The sequence below is a fragment of the Bradyrhizobium yuanmingense genome, from assembly GCF_900094575.1.
Lineage (GTDB): Bacteria > Pseudomonadota > Alphaproteobacteria > Rhizobiales > Xanthobacteraceae > Bradyrhizobium > Bradyrhizobium yuanmingense.
Map to the genome: position 1 here is coordinate 403,041 of NZ_FMAE01000007.1, position 16,100 is coordinate 419,140.

Below are 16,100 nucleotides of genomic sequence, written 5' to 3' on the forward strand. Positions count from 1 at the left end.
CTCGCGACCTACATCGCCGAGAAAGGCAAGCCGCTGCTGACGCTCAAGGTGAAGCGTGGGAGTTGAGAACGCGTAGGCAAAACTCGACAGCGCTTGGAAGAGCGAAGCGCCACCCCTCGGCAGGTTTGCACATCGGCGATTTCACCGCGACAAAGCGCCCGTGATAAATAGTGGATCAATCAATACAATCTGAGCATCAATCGGGATGGCATGAGCACGTAAAATAGGCCCTCAGAAAAATGTCGCAACGGAGGATCGACAATGGGCAATGCTACTTTTTTATCGAAGATTCGATTTGGTGCAGCTGGCATCCTGCTTCTTGCCGCAACCTCGATGGCATACGCGGCCTGGCCGGAAAGGAATATCACCTTCATCGTCCCATTCCCGGCGGGAGGCTCGTCCGACATGGTCGCGCGAGCAATCGGACAGAAGGTCTCCGATACGTTGGGGCAGCCGGTGGTCGTCGAAAACCGGTCCGGCGCAACGGGCGCTCTTGGAGCAACGGCGGTTGCCCGGGCGCCAGCGGACGGATACACCATTCTCGTCGGCTCGATCGGTGTCTATGCGACGAATCCATTTCTTCAGCCTAATCTGAAGTATGATCCTCTGAAGGACTTCGACCTTTTGACGGTCGCTGTGCGCGCACCGAACGTCCTGGTCGCCAACTTGAACTTTCCGGCAAACACCGTCGCCGAGTTGGTGGAGCAACTGAAGAAGGCCCCCGGCAAGATCACTTTTGCAAGCTCGGGTGCGGGTTCGTCCGATCATCTCACGGCGGCGCTGTTCTGGCAGCGCACTGGGACGACCGGTCTCCATGTGCCGTATCGCGGCGGGGCGCCCGCTGTGAGTGATCTCCTCGCGGGGCATGTCAACGTATCGTTTCAAAACATCAACGCCGTCATCGGGCAAATTCAATCCAAGCAGCTCAAGGTTCTCGCCATCACCGGTGATGCCAGATCCCGTCTTTTGCCCGAAGTGCCCACCTTGAAGGAACTTGGGATCGATGGTGTCGACGTCTTTTCGTGGCAGGCGGTGGCTGCTCCGAAGGGGCTTCCTGCCGATGTGAAAGCAAAATTGCATGGCGAGATCGTCGCGGCGCTGAAGGCACCGGACGTACGCAAACGAATGGAGGATATCGGCCTCGAAATCGTGGCTAACACCCCGGAGCAATTCCAGGAGTTTCTGGTCTCTGAGTTGGCCCGCTGGAAGCGGGTCATTGAGACCGGCAATATCACCGTGGAATAGGTTGCCTTGGGCGTGCTCGAGCCTCTCGCGGGAGGGACAAGAGCATGATCCGGAAAAGTGCGTAGCGGTTTTCCGAAAAGATCATGCTCAAACAATAAGCTAGAGCGCGATGACGATTCATCCTCATCGCATCGCGCTCTAGGGTCGATGGCAACCCTCGCGACGATGCCACAATACCCCTGTTTTGCCCGACGGATCAGAAATTTTTCGTAAAATCCGCAAGTCCTTGATTTTACAGCAGCGCGCTACTGTGCATGGGGTTGTTTTTCGAGTCTTGTTTTGACCGGCTGATTACGGCCGGTCCGGCAGCAGTTCGCCGAGCGAGCGGATGATGCGGTCGGGCCTGACCGTCGAGCCCTCGGGCAGGCCCTCGCCATGCACGTCCATCCAGATCGCATAGATGCCGAGGCGCTGCGGCGTCACCACTTCCCATTCCAGATTGTCGCCGATCATCCAGGTGTCCTCAGCGGTGACGCCGAGCGCCTGCATCGCGTGCAGATAGGCGCGCTCCTCGGGCTTGCCGAAGCCGTGCTCGCCCTCGATCTGGATGTGGTCGAAGCGGTGCGCCAGCTCGAAGCGTTCGACCTTGGCGCGCTGCATGTCGGCGGCGCCGTTGGTGACCAGCGCGAGCTTGATGCCGAGCGCCTTGAACTGGTCGATCGCTTCGTGCGCGCCGGGAAAGACGAACATCTCCTCCTCGCGATAGGCGGTGAAGCGGTCGGCGAGGCGAATGGCGAGGTCATCGGGCAGGGCGCGGTGGCCTGCGGCCGCGAGCGCGGCGAAGCCGCCCTTCACGGTCAGGTGCCGCGCCTCGGCGAGCTTCATCCGCCACGCCGGTTCGGCATTGGCCCAGAAGTTTCGCGCGAAGGCCAGCACTGCGGTCGCGACCATCGGCGGTGGCAGCGGGGCGAGCTCCTCGGCGAATTCGGCCGTGATCGTGTTCCAGGCGATCTCGGGCCGGCCATAGGCCGACAGGATGGTGTCGTCCATGTCGATCAGCATGGCGCGGGGCAGCGGCGGCAGCACGGCGTTCATGGCCACTTCACCTCCGGCGGCAGCGACGACAGGATGGAGTCCACGTTGCCGCCCGTCTTCAGCCCGAAGATGGTGCCGCGGTCGTAGAGCAGGTTGAACTCGACGTAGCGGCCGCGGCGGATCAATTGCTCCTCGCGGTCAGCAGGCGTCCAGGCGCTCGCGAAGTTGCGCCGCACGATCTCGGGATAGATCTTCAGGAAGGCGCGGCCAACGTCCTGGGTGAAGGCGAGGTCGGCGTCCCAGTCGCCGCTGTCGTGCCAGTCGTAGAAGATGCCGCCGATGCCGCGCGCCTCTTTCCGGTGCGGCAAGTAGAAATACTCGTCGCACCATTTCTTGTACTTGTCGTAGTCGGCAACACCGCTCGGCTGCACGCAGGCCTGTTTCATCGCGGCATGGAAGGCGATGCTGTCGGGATCGTCCTGCGTCCGCCTTCGCTCCAGCACCGGCGTCAGGTCGGCGCCGCCGCCGAACCAGGCCTTCGTGGTGACGACGAAGCGCGTGTTCATGTGCACGGCGGGGACGTTCGGATTGCGCATATGCGCGATCAGCGAGATGCCGGAGGCCCAGAATTTTGGATCCTCCGCCGCGCCGGGGATCTGGGCCCGGAATTCGGGTGCGAACTCGCCGTGCACCGTCGAACAGTGCACGCCGACCTTCTCGAACAGCCGGCCATGCATCATCGACATCACGCCGCCGCCGCCGGCCGCGCCGGAATGGTCGGTGCGCTGCCAAAGCGTGCGCTTGAAGCGGCCGACCTCGCCCGGATAGAGGCTTTGCGGCGCGTCGTCCTCGAGCCGCTCGAAGCTCGCGCAGATGTCGTCGCGCAAGCGCTCGAACCAGGCGCGGGCGCGGGCCTTGCGGTGTTCGATCGTCGTGACGTCCATCTGCATTCGCGGGTCGCGTCCTATCTGATGCCGAGCGATTTGTGGGTCTGCACGCTGAGCCGCCATTGCGGATGGTGCAGGCAATAATCGATCGCGCGCGCGGTGTTCTCGATGATTTCAGGCCCGTCCATCGGCTGCAGCGAGAAGCGCTCGAAGGCGAGATCCTCAAATGCTTCGGGCATCGCCAAGGCCTGGGGATAGACCAGCTTCAGCTCGTGGCCCTGGCGCAGGACCAGCTCGCTGCCGCCCTTGGGGCTGACGCAGATCCAGTCGAGCCCATCAGGAGCTGCGATCGTGCCGTTGGTCTCGACGCCGATCTCGAAGCCTCTTTCGTGCAGCGCCTCGATCAGCGCGGCGTCGACCTGGAGCAGCGGCTCCCCGCCGGTCAGCACGACGTAGCGGTTGGCGGCAGCCGCCGTCCATTGCGCGGCGATGGTATCGGCGAGTTCCGCAGCCGAGCCATAGCGCCCGCCGAGCGTGCCGTCGGTGCCGACGAAATCCGTGTCGCAGAACTTGCAGGTCGCATCCGCGCGGTCGGCCTGCCGCCCGCTCCAGAGGTTGCAGCCGGCAAAGCGGCAGAACACCGACGCGCGCCCGGCATGGGCGCCTTCGCCTTGCAGGGTCAGGAAGATCTCCTTGACCGCGTAACTCAAGCCTCTCTCCTCAACCTGTCAAACCTTGCGGGTTCCGGGTCTGCCGCAGCGCCTCGCCGGCGGCCATGGCTACGCTCATGGCCACATTGAGCGACCGCAGCCCCGCCTTGATCGGGATCACCAGCCGCGCATCGGCCGCCTCGACCACTGCATCGGTGACGCCGGCGCTCTCGCGCCCGAATAGCAGGATGTCCGAGCTCTGGTAATGAAAATCGAGGTAGTCGGTGGCGGCCTTGGTGGTGAACAGCAGCAGCCGGTGGCCCTGGCCTGCACGCCAGTCCTCGAATGTCGCCCAGGAGACGTGGCGGGCCAGCCTGACATGGTCGAGGTAGTCCATTCCCGCCCGGCGGAACAGGCGGTCCGAGATGGGGAAGCCCGCCGGTTCGATGATATGGGCATCGAGCCCCAGGCAGGCGCAGAGGCGAAGAATCGTGCCGGTGTTCTGGGGGATGTCGGGCTGGAAAAGTGCGATCTGCATGGGCGGCGGCGAGTTGGCTTGCGGGCGCAAAATGTCTCAATAAAACATCGCCCGCCCGGGAATTCGTGCATTGCACGCTCTCACGCCGTTAGCGGGCTTGCGCTCGCCCGGCAAGGGTGCCAATAGAACGATTCTGGACTGCTGTTTCACCCGTTTAGAGGTGAACAAGCCAAGTTCTGCCGCCGCGGGGGGCCGCGGGTGCCGGCAGCCTTTCCGGGGACCTCTTGGGCGCCCCTCGGAGCGGTTCCACCGGTAGCGCAAGAAGAAAGGGTTGGAATCGTGACGACAGCGTCTTCGGCGGACCATCCGACACGCCGTGATTTCTTATTCGTTGCAACAGGGGCATTTGCAGCAGTAGGGGGCGCGGCTGCGCTCTGGCCCTTCATCTCCCAAATGAATCCGGATGCCTCGACCATCGCCGCCGGTGCGCCGATCGAGGTCGATCTCAGCCCGATCGCGGAAGGCCAGGACATCAAGGTGTTCTGGCGCGGCAAGCCGATCTACATCAGTCACCGCACCAAGAAGCAGATCGACGAGGCGCGCTCCGTCAACGTGGCGAGCCTGCCGGATCCGCAGACCGACGAGGCCCGGGTCAAGTCGGGCCACGAGCAGTGGCTGGTCGTGATCGGCATCTGCACCCATCTCGGCTGTATCCCGATCGCTCATGAAGGCAGCTACGACGGGTTCTTCTGCCCCTGCCATGGTTCGGTCTACGATACGTCCGGCCGCATCCGCCAGGGCCCAGCGCCCACGAACCTGGCCGTGCCGCCGTACCAGTTCGTTTCCGACACCAAAATCCAGATCGGCTGAGCTTCGGACTCAAGTCCGAAGCTTCGCGCCGTCTCGTCGTACTATTTCCTCAGGATCGCATCATGAGCGGACCATCCGACTACCAGCCGAGCAATCCGGCCCTGCAATGGATCGAGCGGCGCCTGCCGATTTTTGGTCTCATCCATTCCTCCTTCGTCGCCTATCCCACCCCGCGCAACCTGAACTATTGGTGGACCTTCGGCGCCATTCTTTCCTTCATGCTCGGAATGCAGATCCTGACCGGCGTGATCCTGGCGATGCACTACACGCCGAACGCCGATCTCGCCTTCAAGTCGGTCGAGCTGATCGTCCGTGACGTGAACTACGGCTGGCTGCTGCGCAACATGCACGCGGTCGGCGCCTCGATGTTCTTCGTCGCCGTCTACGTCCACATGTTCCGCGGTCTGTACTACGGGTCGTACAAGGAGCCACGTGAGGTGCTGTGGATCCTCGGCGTCATCATCTACCTCCTGATGATGGCGACCGGCTTCATGGGCTACGTGCTGCCCTGGGGCCAGATGAGCTTCTGGGGCGCCACCGTCATCACCAATTTGTTCTCGGCCGTTCCCTATGTCGGCGAGAGCATCGTGACGCTGCTCTGGGGCGGCTATGCGGTCGGCAACCCGACGCTGAACCGCTTCTTCTCGCTGCACTATCTCTTGCCGTTCGTGATCGCAGGCGTCGTCGTGCTCCACGTCTGGGCGCTGCACGTCGCTGGCCAGAACAACCCTGATGGCGTCGAGCCGAAGACGGAAAAGGACACGGTGCCGTTCACGCCGCATGCGACCATCAAGGACATGTTCGGCGTCGCCTGCTTCCTGCTGCTGTACGCTTGGTTCATCTTCTACATGCCGAACTATCTCGGCGACGCCGACAACTACATTCCCGCGAACCCGGGCGTGACGCCGCCGCACATCGTGCCGGAATGGTATTACCTGCCGTTCTACGCGATCCTGCGCTCGATTCCCGACAAGCTCGCGGGCGTCATCGCGATGTTCGGGGCGATCATCATCCTGTGCTTCCTGCCCTGGCTCGACACCGCCAAGACCAGGTCCTCGAAGTACCGACCGCTCGCCAAGCAGTTCTTCTGGATCTTCGTCGCGGTCTGCATCCTGCTCGGCTATCTCGGCGCACAGCCGCCGGAAGGCATCTACGTCATCGCCGGCCGTATCCTGACGTTCTGCTATTTCGCCTACTTCCTGATCGTGCTGCCGCTGCTCGCGCGCATCGAGAAGCCGCGGCCGGTGCCGAACTCGATCTCGGATGCCGTGCTGGCCAAGACCGGCAGCCGGTCGACGCCGATGGTCTCGACCGCGATCGTGCTGGCGCTCGCCGGCTCGCTGTTCGCGGGCTCGATCGACAGCGCGAAAGCAGCCGAAGGCAGCGATAAGCCGCCAGGCAACACATGGTCGTTCTCGGGCCCTTTCGGTAAGTTCGATCGCGGCGCGCTGCAGCGCGGCCTCAAGGTCTACAAGGAGGTCTGCGCCAGTTGCCACGGCCTGTCCTTCGTCGCCTTCCGTAACCTCGCCGAGCCCGGCGGGCCCGGCTATTCGGTGGCGCAAGCCGCGGCGTTTGCATCCGAGTACAAGGTCAAGGACGGCCCGAACGATGCGGGGGATATGTTCGAGCGTCCGGGCCGGCCGGCGGACTATTTCCCGTCGCCGTTCGCGAACGAGCAGGCCGCGCGTGCCGCGAACGGCGGTGCGGCGCCGCCGGACCTGTCCCTGATCACCAAGGCGCGCTCCTACAAGCGCGGCTTCCCCTGGTTCATCTTCGACGTCTTCACCCAGTACCAGGAGCAGGGGCCTGACTACGTCGCCGCATTGCTCCAAGGCTATGAGGACAAGGTGCCGGAGGGCGTCACCCTCCCGGAGGGCTCGTACTACAACAAGTACTTCCCGGGCCACGCCATCAAGATGCCGAAGCCGATCAGCGACGGCCAGGTGACCTATGACGACGGCTCGCCGACTACCGTCGCGCAGTACTCCAAGGACGTCACCACCTTCCTGATGTGGACCGCCGAGCCGCACATGGAAGCGCGCAAGCGCCTCGGCTTCCAGGTCTTCGTGTTCCTGATCGTCTTCGCGGGCCTGATGTACTTCACCAAGAAGAAGGTCTGGGCCGACTCGCACTGAGCGGCGAAAGACGAGAATGCAAAAGCCCCCGTACGGGGGCTTTTTTGTTGGTCCCGTGTCCCGGACGCGCGAAGCGCGCGAGCCGGGACACTGGATGCGTGGGGCTGGGCCCCGGATCAGCAATGCATCGCCGCAAACGATTTGCGCATCGCCAGGGGCGCGCTGCATTTCATCCGGGCACGAGAGTGTGTTGCTCGGCACGATTGCCTATCGCCCTCCCACCCGCCAAAATACCGCCAACCGATCCCCCAGAAACTCACCGGAGGACACCATGGGAACCAGCATCACCTTCAAGCGCCCGGACGGTAAGGACGCCTCGGGCTATCTCGCCAATGCCGGGCGCGGCAATGCGCCGGGCGTCGTCGTGATCCAGGAATGGTGGGGCCTGTCCGATCAGATCAAGGGCCTGTGCGACCGCTTCGCGCTGGCCGGCTTCGACGCGCTGGCGCCCGATCTCTACAAGGGCAAGGTGGTGCCGTATCACGACACGGACAGCGCCAACAAGGAGATGAACTCGCTCGACTTCATGGACGCCACCACGCAGACCGTGCGCGGCGCCACGCAATATCTGTCGCGCAACGGTGCCAAGGTCGGGCTAACCGGCTTCTGCCTCGGCGGCGCCGTGACCATCATCGGCGCGACCAAGATCCCGGAGCTCGCGGCGGGCGTCGTGTTCTACGGCATCCCGCCCGAGCAGGCGGCCAAGCCCGCCGACGTCAAGATCCCGCTCCAGGCCCATTTCGCCAACAAGGACGATTGGTGCACACCAGAGCTGGTGGGCGGCTTCGAGAAGGCCATGAAGGCCGCCGGCAAGTCGCTGGAGCTGTTCCGCTATGACGCCGAGCACGCCTTCGTCAACGAGCAGCGCCAGGCCGTGCACGACCGCGAAGCCGCCGAGCTCGCCTGGGGCCGAGCGACGGAGTTTTTCAGGAAGCATCTGGGGTAGGAGCGTGAAGGACAAATCTGAAGCCGATGCGCAGTCGAAGCGTGAGGCCTTCAAGGTCCCGGAGGACCATCGCGCTGCCGTTCTTGAGGGGCTCCGCGAGGCCGATCGAGCCGAGTACGCGACCGATGCAGACATGGCCGCGCTTTGGAAGCGGTGCGGCCTCTAGTCCGTAGCCCGGATGGAGCGAAGCGGAATCCGGGGACTTTCCGATTGTGGACGAACCCCGGATTGCGCTGCGCTCCATCCGGGCTACCGCCTTGCCGCACCCTTGACGGCGCCCCCGCGCCATGGTGATTATCCGCCCATGAGCACCGCCGTCCGCCCAGCCCGTCTTTGGTGGCGCACCTCCTAAAGAGGTGACCGGTGCGATTTCATTTCTCAAAATCGTCTGAGGTCGCCACGCAGTGCGGCGGCCTGATCGTTTGTCCTGTGTGGCGTTTCCTCGACAAGTTTCGTAAGAGGACGACATGAACAGGACAGTCTTTGCCCTCCCGGCTCGAAGCGACTACGTGACCCGCGCGGGTCTTGCGATCACGCGCGTGGCCGAGCAGTTCACCGGCGGCGCCAACCGGCTCGACGACCTGATCAACCTGCTCGACCGCCGCCGCGGCGTGGTGCTGTCCTCGGGCACGACCGTGCCCGGCCGCTACGAGAGCTTCGATCTCGGCTTCTCCGACCCGCCGCTCAAGCTCGAGACAGTTGGCGTCAATTTCAAGCTGGAAGCGCTGAACGCGCGCGGAGAGGTGCTGATCGCCTTCCTCGGCGATGTCCTGCGCGAACCCTGTGTCATCATCTCCGAGAGAACGGCGAGCCGCCTTGCCGGCCACATCATCCGCGGTGATGCGCCGGTCGAGGAGGACCAGCGCACGCGGCGTGCCAGCGTGATGTCGCTGGTGCGCGATCTCGTCGCTGCCTTCTCCGCCAGTGACGACGGCCTGCTCGGCCTGTTCGGCGCTTTCGCCTACGACCTCGTGTTCCAGATCGAGGACCTCGTGCAGAAGCGCCCGCGCGAGGCCGACCAGCGCGATATCGTGCTCTATATTCCCGATCGCCTGCTCGCCTACGACCGTGCCACCGGCCGCGGCGTGGTGCTCTCTTACGATTTCGCCTGGAAGGGCAAGTCGACCGAAGGCCTGCCGCGCGAGACCGCCGACAGCCCCTATCTGAAGACGCCGCGCCAGGGCTTTGCCGATCACGCGCCGGGCGAATATCAGGCCACGGTCGAGACAGCGCGCGCCGCCTTTGCCCGTGGCGATCTGTTCGAGGCCGTGCCGGGCCAGCTGTTCGCCGAGCCCTGCGACCGCTCGCCGGCCGAAGTGTTCCAGCGCCTCTGCGTCATCAACCCGTCGCCCTATGGTGCGCTGATGAATCTCGGCGAGGGCGAGTTTCTCGTCTCGGCTTCGCCCGAAATGTTCGTGCGCTCGGACGGCCGCCGCGTCGAGACCTGCCCGATCTCGGGCACGATCGCGCGCGGCCTTGATGCGATCGGCGATGCCGAGCAGATCCGCCAGCTGCTGAACTCGGAGAAGGACGAGTTCGAGCTCAACATGTGCACCGACGTCGACCGCAACGACAAGGCGCGCGTCTGCGTACCCGGCACCATCAAGGTCCTGGCGCGCCGCCAGATCGAGACTTACTCAAAGCTGTTCCACACCGTTGACCACGTCGAGGGCATGTTGCGCCCCGGCTTCGATGCGCTCGATGCCTTCCTCACCCACGCCTGGGCTGTCACCGTCACCGGCGCGCCAAAGCTGTGGGCGATGCAGTTCGTCGAGGACCACGAGCGCTCGCCGCGGCGCTGGTATGCCGGCGCGATCGGCGCGGTGAATTTCGACGGCAGCATTAACACCGGCCTCACCATCCGCACCATCCGCATGAAGGATGGCCTCGCCGAAGTGCGCGTCGGCGCCACCTGCCTGTTCGATTCAGACCCCGCCGCAGAAGACCGCGAGTGCCAGGTCAAGGCGGCCGCGCTGTTCCAGGCGCTGCGCGGCGATCCGCCGAAGCCGCTCTCGACCTTTGCGCCTGATGCCACCGGCTCGGGCAAGCAGGTGCTGCTGATCGACCATGACGACAGCTTCGTGCACATGCTCGCCGATTATTTCCGCCAAGTCGGCGCCAGCGTCACCGTGGTCCGTTATGTGCATGCGCTCGACATGCTCAAGCAGAAGAGGTGGGACTTGCTGGTGCTGTCGCCCGGCCCCGGGCGCCCTGAGGATTTCGGGATCAAGGCGACGATCGATGCGGCGCTGGAGAAGAAGCTGCCGATGTTCGGCGTCTGCCTCGGCGTGCAGGCGATCGGCGAATATTTCGGCGGCGAGCTCGGCCAGCTCACCCATCCCGCCCACGGCCGGCCCTCGCGGGTGCAGGTGCGCGGCGGACGGCTGATGCGCAATTTGCCGAACGAGATCGTCATCGGCCGCTATCACTCGCTCTATGTCGAGCGCGACAGCATGCCGGAGGTGCTCAGCGTCACCGCCAGCACCGAGGACGGCGTCGCCATGGCGCTGGAGCACAAGACCCTGCCGGTCGCCGGCGTGCAATTCCATCCGGAATCGCTGATGTCGCTCGGCGGCGAGGTGGGGCTACGTATTGTCGAAAACGCGTTCCGGCTGGATGCGCCCGTCAATTGAGAGGCACGAATGACTTTTGACCACGACATCAAGGCCAGCGTCCGCACCATCCCGGATTATCCCAAGCCCGGGATCATGTTCCGCGACATCACCACCCTGCTCGCGGATGCGCGCGCGTTCCGCCGAGCCGTGGACGAGCTCGTCAACCCCTGGGCCGGCAACAAGATCGACAAGGTCGCCGGCATGGAGGCGCGCGGCTTCATCATCGGCGGCGCGGTGGCGCATCAGCTCTCGGCGGGCTTCGTGCCGATCCGCAAGAAGGGCAAGCTGCCGCATACCACGGTGCGCATCGCCTATTCGCTCGAATACGGCATCGACGAGATGGAGATGCATGTCGACGCGGTCGCACCCGGCGAGCGCGTGATCCTGGTCGACGATCTCATCGCCACCGGCGGCACCGCGGAAGGCGCGGTCAAGCTGCTGCGCCAGATCGGCGCCAACGTGGTTGCCGCCTGCTTCATCGTCGACCTGCCCGAGCTCGGCGGCGCCGCCAAGCTGCGCGCCATGGACGTGCCCGTGCGCACGCTGATGTCGTTCGAGGGGCACTGAGCGTCAACGAGGCAGAACAAGCTTCGGGGGCGGTGTGTGGGCCAAGGACGCGGTTCACCTCTCCCCGCTGGGGAGAGGTGAACATCGGGCTTCCCGATCGAATGCTTCACGACCGCTGCAATATCAGGCTGAGCTCGAGCTCCCGGAAGGCGATGTAGTTGCGCCGGGTCCATTGGTGCAGCTCGGTCGAAGAGTCCTTCTCCTGGCGCAGATAGCCCGTGAAGGAGAAATTCAGCCGGTCGATATAAGTCTTGAGGAAACCGGGCAGCGCGGGAAGGCGGAACAGCCGGCCGCCTCCCATTGCCGGCGGCAGCTCGCCGCGGACGACATATTCGTTGTCCACCGTGACCAGGTTCATCCGCGGGATCCGCCCACGGAGCATCTCGTGGGCGCGGGCCGAGACGCGGTCGGTGTCGGCGACGAACAGGATCATCGGCGCAACGTGGCGCCGCGCCGCCTCCTTCAGCAGGCCGATCTCGTCGGTCATCTTGAAGAACTCGTCGAAGGCGTGGAAGCCGAGGTCGATCACCTTGGCAAGTCCGTCATCGACGATGACGCGGTCCATCAGCTGCATCTTGCCGAAGGTGTCGATCACGTCGGCGGTCTCGGTCACCTTCGGCAGGTAATCGAGCAGCGACGGCTCCTTCAGGTTGACGTCGAAGGCCGCGACGTTGCCGTTCTTGAGCAGCAGGAATTCGCTCAAAAGCCGCGCCAGCAAGGTCTTGCCGACCTGCGGGCGGGGCGAGCAGATGATGTAGACGGGTGTCGCGGGCATCGCCAGCTATATCAGGCCAACTCACCGCCCAATCCAGCCGTATCAGCCCGGCTTGCGCAACTATTTTTCGCTGTTGCGGGTGGCGGATTTCGAGCCGACGATGTCGGTCAGGCGGATGCGGTCGTATTCGCTCCAGACATTGGCCAGCCAGTGCCGGACATAACCGCGCAGCACGAAGGAATAGTTCGCGGCCTCGTCGCTGATGCCCTTGTTGGCCACGAATTTCAGGAACGGGACGGAGGAGACCTCGACCTGCTCATAGGCCATTTCGTTGAGCTTGGGGATGGTCAGCTCGGTCGCGTCCTTGATGCGGTGGAAGTAGGAATTGTAGGTCGCCTGGTCCCACTGGAAGAACTGGGTGTCGTTGATGAAGTTCTTCACCAGGAAATATTTCGCGCCCCCCATGAAGCCTGCGGTCTCCGCGATCTCCTCCAGCGAGGCGATCGAGGGTCCGAGGATGTGGAACACGGCGAAGGTGATCTGGCCGGCCTTGGCGGCGTCGAGGAAGCCGATGTCGCGCAGCGAGGCCAGCGCCGGCGAAAGCAGGCCGGCGCGGACGTCGATCACGGTGACCGAAGGGCTGACAGCGTTGAGCGTGTCGAAGATCTTCATCTGATCGGCCGTCGTCGTCATGTCGACGATCTCGGTGATGTCGGGGTGGAAGCGCTTCAGGGTTCCGCGCGGCGACTCCGTGTCGAACGCCCGCGTCGGCACGTTGTTGGCCGAGAAATAATCGAGCAGGGTGCGCGATACCGTGGTCTTGCCGACCCCGCCCTTGTCCGCGCCCACCACAACCACTGCCGGCTTTGCCATTGCTGTCCCCTAACGCGCGCCCCCGATCGCGAGGTCGCAATCGGCCGGGCCCCAAATCGATGTCCCGAAAGACGTCCCGAGTCTGCTGTTGGGCGCGAACATGGCAGAAACAAGGGAGAATTCAATTCCTCGCGCTCCACTTACGGCAATTCCCGAGGATTTTCCCGATTGCCGGGAAACCCGGCGCATGAAGCGGCAAATCACGCCGTCAGTGACGGCCCCACGGTCCCATCGGATTGGCTGCCGGGGCTCCAGAGGGACTGGGCGCGGGAACGGGCGGCGGGCTGGCGAGACCGGCCGCATCGCTCCACGGCCCCTGCGAGAGCGGCGGCGGCCCGTCCTGCGCCTCGGCATGTTCGGTCTCGAGTTGTTCCGTCTCTTCGGCGGGGTCCGGCAGCGGTCCCGGATCGCGCCCGCCGGCGAACTTGACCAGCGCGTCGACCCGGGACTGCACGGAAGGGTGGGTCGCGAACAGGTCGGCAAAGCCCTCGCGCGGATTGTCGACGCAGAGCTCCATCACCGCCGAGGTCGCGCCCGGCAGCTCGCCGCGGCCCTCGATCTTGCGCAGCGCCGAGATCATCGCGTCGGGGTCTTTCGTCAGCTCGACCGAACCGGCATCGGCGAGATATTCGCGCGACCGCGACAGCGCGAGCTTGACCACCTGCGACAGCAGCCAGGCCAGCACGATCAGCACGATGGCGATGATGATGACGATGATCGCGCCGCCCCCGGAGCTCTTGCTGTCGCTCGAGGACGACCGCGACGACGAGGAGGAGCCCGAGGACGAGGAGCCGCCCGAGCTCCAGTTCAGATTCGTGAACAGGCGGAAGAACAATTCGCCGAAGAAGCCGACCACGCCGGCGATGATGACGGCGACCACCATGAGTTGCACATCGCCGTTCTTGATGTGGGTCAGCTCGTGGCCGAGCACCGCCTCGATCTCCTTGTCGTTGAGCGCATCGAGGAGACCCGTGGTGACCGTGATGGAATATTGCCGCGGATTGAGGCCGGTCGCGAACGCGTTTAGCGCCGGGCTCTCCATGATCTTCAGCTTCGGCATGGTGAGGCCGCGCGAGATGCAGAGGTTCTCGAGCAGATTGTAGAGCCGCGGCTGTTCCTGCCGGGTGACGCTGTGGCCGCCGGTCACGGCATCGATCATCGACTGGTGAAAGAAATAGGCGATCACGATCCAGACCGCCGCCACGACCGTTGCAATCGGCGCGGCCTTGAGCAGGTCCGAGAAGGCGTGTCTCAGATAGTACGCGGCGGTCTCACTGTCGTCGATGAACACCTCGGCCACCAGCGCGCCGGCATAGACCAGCACATAGACCAGCGCGAACAGGCCGGCGAGCAGCAGCATCGAACGAAGCTTGTTCGAGGCGATGTGCGTGTAGAGACCATACGCGGCCATGACGCGATGCCCTGCCGGCCTATCGGCTCAAATCAGAACTTCACCTGCGGCACGGTCTCGACCTCGGTGCGGCTGGCGCCGAGATCGAAGAAGTCCTTTTTGGTGAAGCCGAACATGCCCGCGAACAAGGCGGCGGGCAGCTGCTGGATGCCGGTATTGTATTCCTGCACCGCGTTGTTGAAGAAGCGGCGGCTCGCCGCGATCTTGTTTTCGAGGTCGGAGAGCTCGGACGCGAGCTGCTGGAAATTGGCGTTGGCCTTGAGGTCGGGATAGGCCTCCGACAGCGCGATCAGCCGGCCGAGCGCGCCGGAGAGCTGGTTCTCGGCCGCGGACACCTGCGCCGGGCCCTGTGCCGACATCGCCGAATTGCGCGCCTTGATGACGTCGTCGAGCGTGCCGCGCTCGTGCGAGGCGTAGCCCTTCACCGTCTCGACCAGGTTCGGGATCAGGTCGTGACGCTGCTTGAGCTGCACGTCGATGTCGGCAAAGGCCTGGCCGACACGCTGGCTCAGCGCCACCAGGCGGTTGTAGGCGCTGAAAGCGATCAGCGCGAGGACGACGATGACGCCGAGAACGATCCAGCCGGTCGACATGGAGAACTCCTGAAGAGGGAAGAAGGCGGGCGCTAGGGTAGACGAAATTAACGCAGGATGAGAGCCCGGCGCGGAGGGAAGGTAAGACTTGGTCGGATCAGGAACGGCCCGAGTTCAAGGCAGGCACGGCCAGCGAAATTAACTTTCGGACATGACGGCATCGCCCCAGCGCCAGCGCCGGGCCTCGGCATAGGCCGCCTTGTCCCGCCGCGGGACTTTTGCCGGCGCAACCCCAGCCTCCGTGCAAAGCTTGGCCGCGATCTCGGCCTTGCCGACGTCCGGCGGTGCCAGCACGCGCGCGGCGCGGCTCGCGGGCGGGGTGCGGGTCAGGGCGACGTAGATGAAGCGCTCGTCCTCGAACGGCACCTCGGCGCCCTTGATCTGCCGGTGCGCCTGCGACCGGGGCAGGCGCTGGCTGAAATGGCACCAGTCGGGCGCGATGAGCGGGCACGGCCTTTCGTGCGGGCAGGGCGCGGTGACGAAAGCGCCAGCTGCGATCAGCTGCTGGCGCAGGGCGAGGATGCGGGCATAGCCGGCGGGCGTGCCGGGCTCGATCACCACCAGCGCGTGGCGCGCCCTGGCCCACATCGCCTCGGTCAGCTTGCGCTGATCGGCCTCGCTGAGCTCGCCGATGATGTAGCTGGCGATGACGAAATCGGCCTGTGAGACCTCGGCGAGGTTGCCGCCGGCATCGCCGGGCAGATAACGGCACTCCGCCAATCGCGAGCTGCCGTGTGCCAGTTCGAGCGCGAGCCGGCTCAGCGTGACGTTGGCATCGAGCAGGGTAAAATCCTGTAGCGACGGAAAGGCTTCCGCGGCGGCCCAGCTGGCGGTGCCCGGACCGGCGCCGACGTCGAGCAATGTTTCGGGGGCGAGATCAGGCGCGATCTCGGTGAGCGCATTGAGGCTGGCCGCCACCGCCGCGTAGGTCGCGGGCATGCGCGCCAGCGCATAAGCGAGCGCATCTGCGTCCGACTTGATCGTGCCGGAGGTGCCGCCGGCGCGATACGTAGTCGAGATCCTCTGAGAGCGCCGGGCCGCGTCGCTGCGAGACAAGCCCTGCAGCTTGCCGTCGAGGGCGGCTTTCAGTTCGGCGGGAAGGGTGGGGGAGATCATCATCCGCAGTCATGCCCCGCGAAG

At 64.6% G+C, this 16,100-nt stretch carries 16 protein-coding genes; 7 read left to right on the forward strand and 9 right to left on the reverse strand.

Features of this window, described 5'->3' with window-relative positions; translation table 11 throughout:
- Positions 1-261 precede the first annotated feature (261 nt).
- Positions 262-1,245, forward strand: coding sequence for a Bug family tripartite tricarboxylate transporter substrate binding protein (locus GA0061099_RS26440; protein ID WP_050995926.1), 984 nt, complete (start codon positions 262-264; stop codon positions 1,243-1,245).
- A 291-nt stretch (positions 1,246-1,536) separates the two neighbouring features.
- Here GA0061099_RS26440 and GA0061099_RS26445 read toward each other — a convergent pair whose 3' ends face one another.
- From GA0061099_RS26445 to GA0061099_RS26460, 4 genes are read right to left on the reverse strand one after another with little or no spacing between them, the layout of a single operon-like run.
- Positions 1,537-2,280 carry an HAD family hydrolase gene (locus GA0061099_RS26445; RefSeq protein WP_036024837.1) on the reverse strand — a complete coding sequence of 248 codons (744 nt, stop codon included), beginning with the start codon at positions 2,278-2,280 and terminating at the stop codon, positions 1,537-1,539.
- Positions 2,277-3,164 (reverse strand): oxygen-dependent coproporphyrinogen oxidase, encoded by an 888-nt coding sequence (gene hemF / locus GA0061099_RS26450; RefSeq protein WP_036024866.1) that lies wholly within the window; start codon positions 3,162-3,164, stop codon positions 2,277-2,279. The genes GA0061099_RS26445 and hemF overlap by 4 nt, the downstream gene beginning before the upstream one ends.
- A 20-nt stretch (positions 3,165-3,184) precedes the next feature.
- Entirely contained in the window at positions 3,185-3,817 is a 633-nt protein-coding gene (queE, locus tag GA0061099_RS26455) for a 7-carboxy-7-deazaguanine synthase (RefSeq protein ID WP_036024839.1), read from the reverse strand.
- A gap of 10 nt (positions 3,818-3,827) precedes the next feature.
- Positions 3,828-4,295, reverse strand: a complete 468-nt coding sequence (locus GA0061099_RS26460) for a tRNA (cytidine(34)-2'-O)-methyltransferase (RefSeq protein ID WP_036024840.1) — start codon at positions 4,293-4,295, stop codon at positions 3,828-3,830.
- A gap of 279 nt (positions 4,296-4,574) precedes the next feature.
- Between GA0061099_RS26460 and petA the strand changes: the two genes are divergently transcribed.
- From petA to GA0061099_RS26485, 6 genes are all read left to right on the forward strand, one after another.
- The gene (petA, locus tag GA0061099_RS26465) at positions 4,575-5,105 is read left to right on the forward strand and encodes a ubiquinol-cytochrome c reductase iron-sulfur subunit (protein ID WP_036024842.1); all 531 of its coding nucleotides are present in this window, start codon (positions 4,575-4,577) and stop codon (positions 5,103-5,105) included.
- A 62-nt stretch (positions 5,106-5,167) separates the two neighbouring features.
- Positions 5,168-7,240: a cytochrome b/c1 gene (gene fbcH / locus GA0061099_RS26470; protein WP_036024843.1), complete on the forward strand. Its 2,073-nt coding sequence runs from the start codon at positions 5,168-5,170 to the stop codon at positions 7,238-7,240.
- A 271-nt stretch (positions 7,241-7,511) separates the two neighbouring features.
- On the forward strand, positions 7,512-8,186 hold the full coding sequence (locus tag GA0061099_RS26475) for a dienelactone hydrolase family protein (protein WP_036006275.1): 675 nt from the start codon (positions 7,512-7,514) through the stop codon (positions 8,184-8,186).
- Positions 8,187-8,190: 4 nt separating this feature from the next.
- Positions 8,191-8,352 carry a hypothetical protein gene (locus GA0061099_RS41390; protein WP_157784007.1) on the forward strand — a complete coding sequence of 54 codons (162 nt, stop codon included), beginning with the start codon at positions 8,191-8,193 and terminating at the stop codon, positions 8,350-8,352.
- 301 nt (positions 8,353-8,653) lie between these two features.
- Positions 8,654-10,819 carry an anthranilate synthase component I gene (locus GA0061099_RS26480; protein ID WP_036024844.1) on the forward strand — a complete coding sequence of 722 codons (2,166 nt, stop codon included), beginning with the start codon at positions 8,654-8,656 and terminating at the stop codon, positions 10,817-10,819.
- A gap of 9 nt (positions 10,820-10,828) precedes the next feature.
- Positions 10,829-11,368, forward strand: coding sequence for an adenine phosphoribosyltransferase (locus tag GA0061099_RS26485; RefSeq protein ID WP_036024845.1), 540 nt, complete (start codon positions 10,829-10,831; stop codon positions 11,366-11,368).
- Between the two features lie 106 nt (positions 11,369-11,474).
- On the opposite strand, the gene GA0061099_RS26490 is transcribed toward GA0061099_RS26485, so the two are convergent.
- The 5 genes from GA0061099_RS26490 to GA0061099_RS26510 form a co-directional block, all read right to left on the reverse strand.
- A complete protein-coding gene (locus tag GA0061099_RS26490; RefSeq protein ID WP_036006282.1) occupies positions 11,475-12,143 on the reverse strand; it encodes a hypothetical protein in 669 nt (222 codons plus the stop codon).
- Between the two features lie 60 nt (positions 12,144-12,203).
- Positions 12,204-12,956 carry a P-loop NTPase family protein gene (locus tag GA0061099_RS26495; protein ID WP_036024846.1) on the reverse strand — a complete coding sequence of 251 codons (753 nt, stop codon included), beginning with the start codon at positions 12,954-12,956 and terminating at the stop codon, positions 12,204-12,206.
- A gap of 208 nt (positions 12,957-13,164) precedes the next feature.
- Positions 13,165-14,367 carry a M48 family metallopeptidase gene (locus GA0061099_RS26500; RefSeq protein WP_036024847.1) on the reverse strand — a complete coding sequence of 401 codons (1,203 nt, stop codon included), beginning with the start codon at positions 14,365-14,367 and terminating at the stop codon, positions 13,165-13,167.
- A 32-nt stretch (positions 14,368-14,399) separates the two neighbouring features.
- A complete protein-coding gene (locus GA0061099_RS26505) occupies positions 14,400-14,960 on the reverse strand; it encodes a LemA family protein (RefSeq protein WP_036006288.1) in 561 nt (186 codons plus the stop codon).
- Positions 14,961-15,098: 138 nt separating this feature from the next.
- Positions 15,099-16,079 carry a small ribosomal subunit Rsm22 family protein gene (locus GA0061099_RS26510; protein WP_036024849.1) on the reverse strand — a complete coding sequence of 327 codons (981 nt, stop codon included), beginning with the start codon at positions 16,077-16,079 and terminating at the stop codon, positions 15,099-15,101.
- Between the last annotated feature and the right edge of the window lie 21 nt (positions 16,080-16,100).

Bases quoted from the DNA above. Each gene is read 5' to 3' on its own strand.
- GA0061099_RS26475 (WP_036006275.1), top strand. From the start codon at position 7,512: ATGGGAACCAGCATCACCTTCAAGCGCCCGGACGGTAAGGACGCCTCG.
- GA0061099_RS26490 (WP_036006282.1), bottom strand. From the start codon at position 12,143: ATGCCCGCGACACCCGTCTACATCATCTGCTCGCCCCGCCCGCAGGTC.
- GA0061099_RS26480 (WP_036024844.1), top strand. From the start codon at position 8,654: ATGAACAGGACAGTCTTTGCCCTCCCGGCTCGAAGCGACTACGTGACC.
- GA0061099_RS26510 (WP_036024849.1), bottom strand. From the start codon at position 16,079: ATGATGATCTCCCCCACCCTTCCCGCCGAACTGAAAGCCGCCCTCGAC.
- GA0061099_RS26440 (WP_050995926.1), top strand. From the start codon at position 262: ATGGGCAATGCTACTTTTTTATCGAAGATTCGATTTGGTGCAGCTGGC.
- GA0061099_RS26505 (WP_036006288.1), bottom strand. From the start codon at position 14,960: ATGTCGACCGGCTGGATCGTTCTCGGCGTCATCGTCGTCCTCGCGCTG.
- GA0061099_RS26460 (WP_036024840.1), bottom strand. From the start codon at position 4,295: ATGCAGATCGCACTTTTCCAGCCCGACATCCCCCAGAACACCGGCACG.
- fbcH (WP_036024843.1), top strand. From the start codon at position 5,168: ATGAGCGGACCATCCGACTACCAGCCGAGCAATCCGGCCCTGCAATGG.
- GA0061099_RS26500 (WP_036024847.1), bottom strand. From the start codon at position 14,367: ATGGCCGCGTATGGTCTCTACACGCACATCGCCTCGAACAAGCTTCGT.
- hemF (WP_036024866.1), bottom strand. From the start codon at position 3,164: ATGGACGTCACGACGATCGAACACCGCAAGGCCCGCGCCCGCGCCTGG.
- GA0061099_RS26445 (WP_036024837.1), bottom strand. From the start codon at position 2,280: ATGAACGCCGTGCTGCCGCCGCTGCCCCGCGCCATGCTGATCGACATG.
- GA0061099_RS26485 (WP_036024845.1), top strand. From the start codon at position 10,829: ATGACTTTTGACCACGACATCAAGGCCAGCGTCCGCACCATCCCGGAT.
- GA0061099_RS26495 (WP_036024846.1), bottom strand. From the start codon at position 12,956: ATGGCAAAGCCGGCAGTGGTTGTGGTGGGCGCGGACAAGGGCGGGGTC.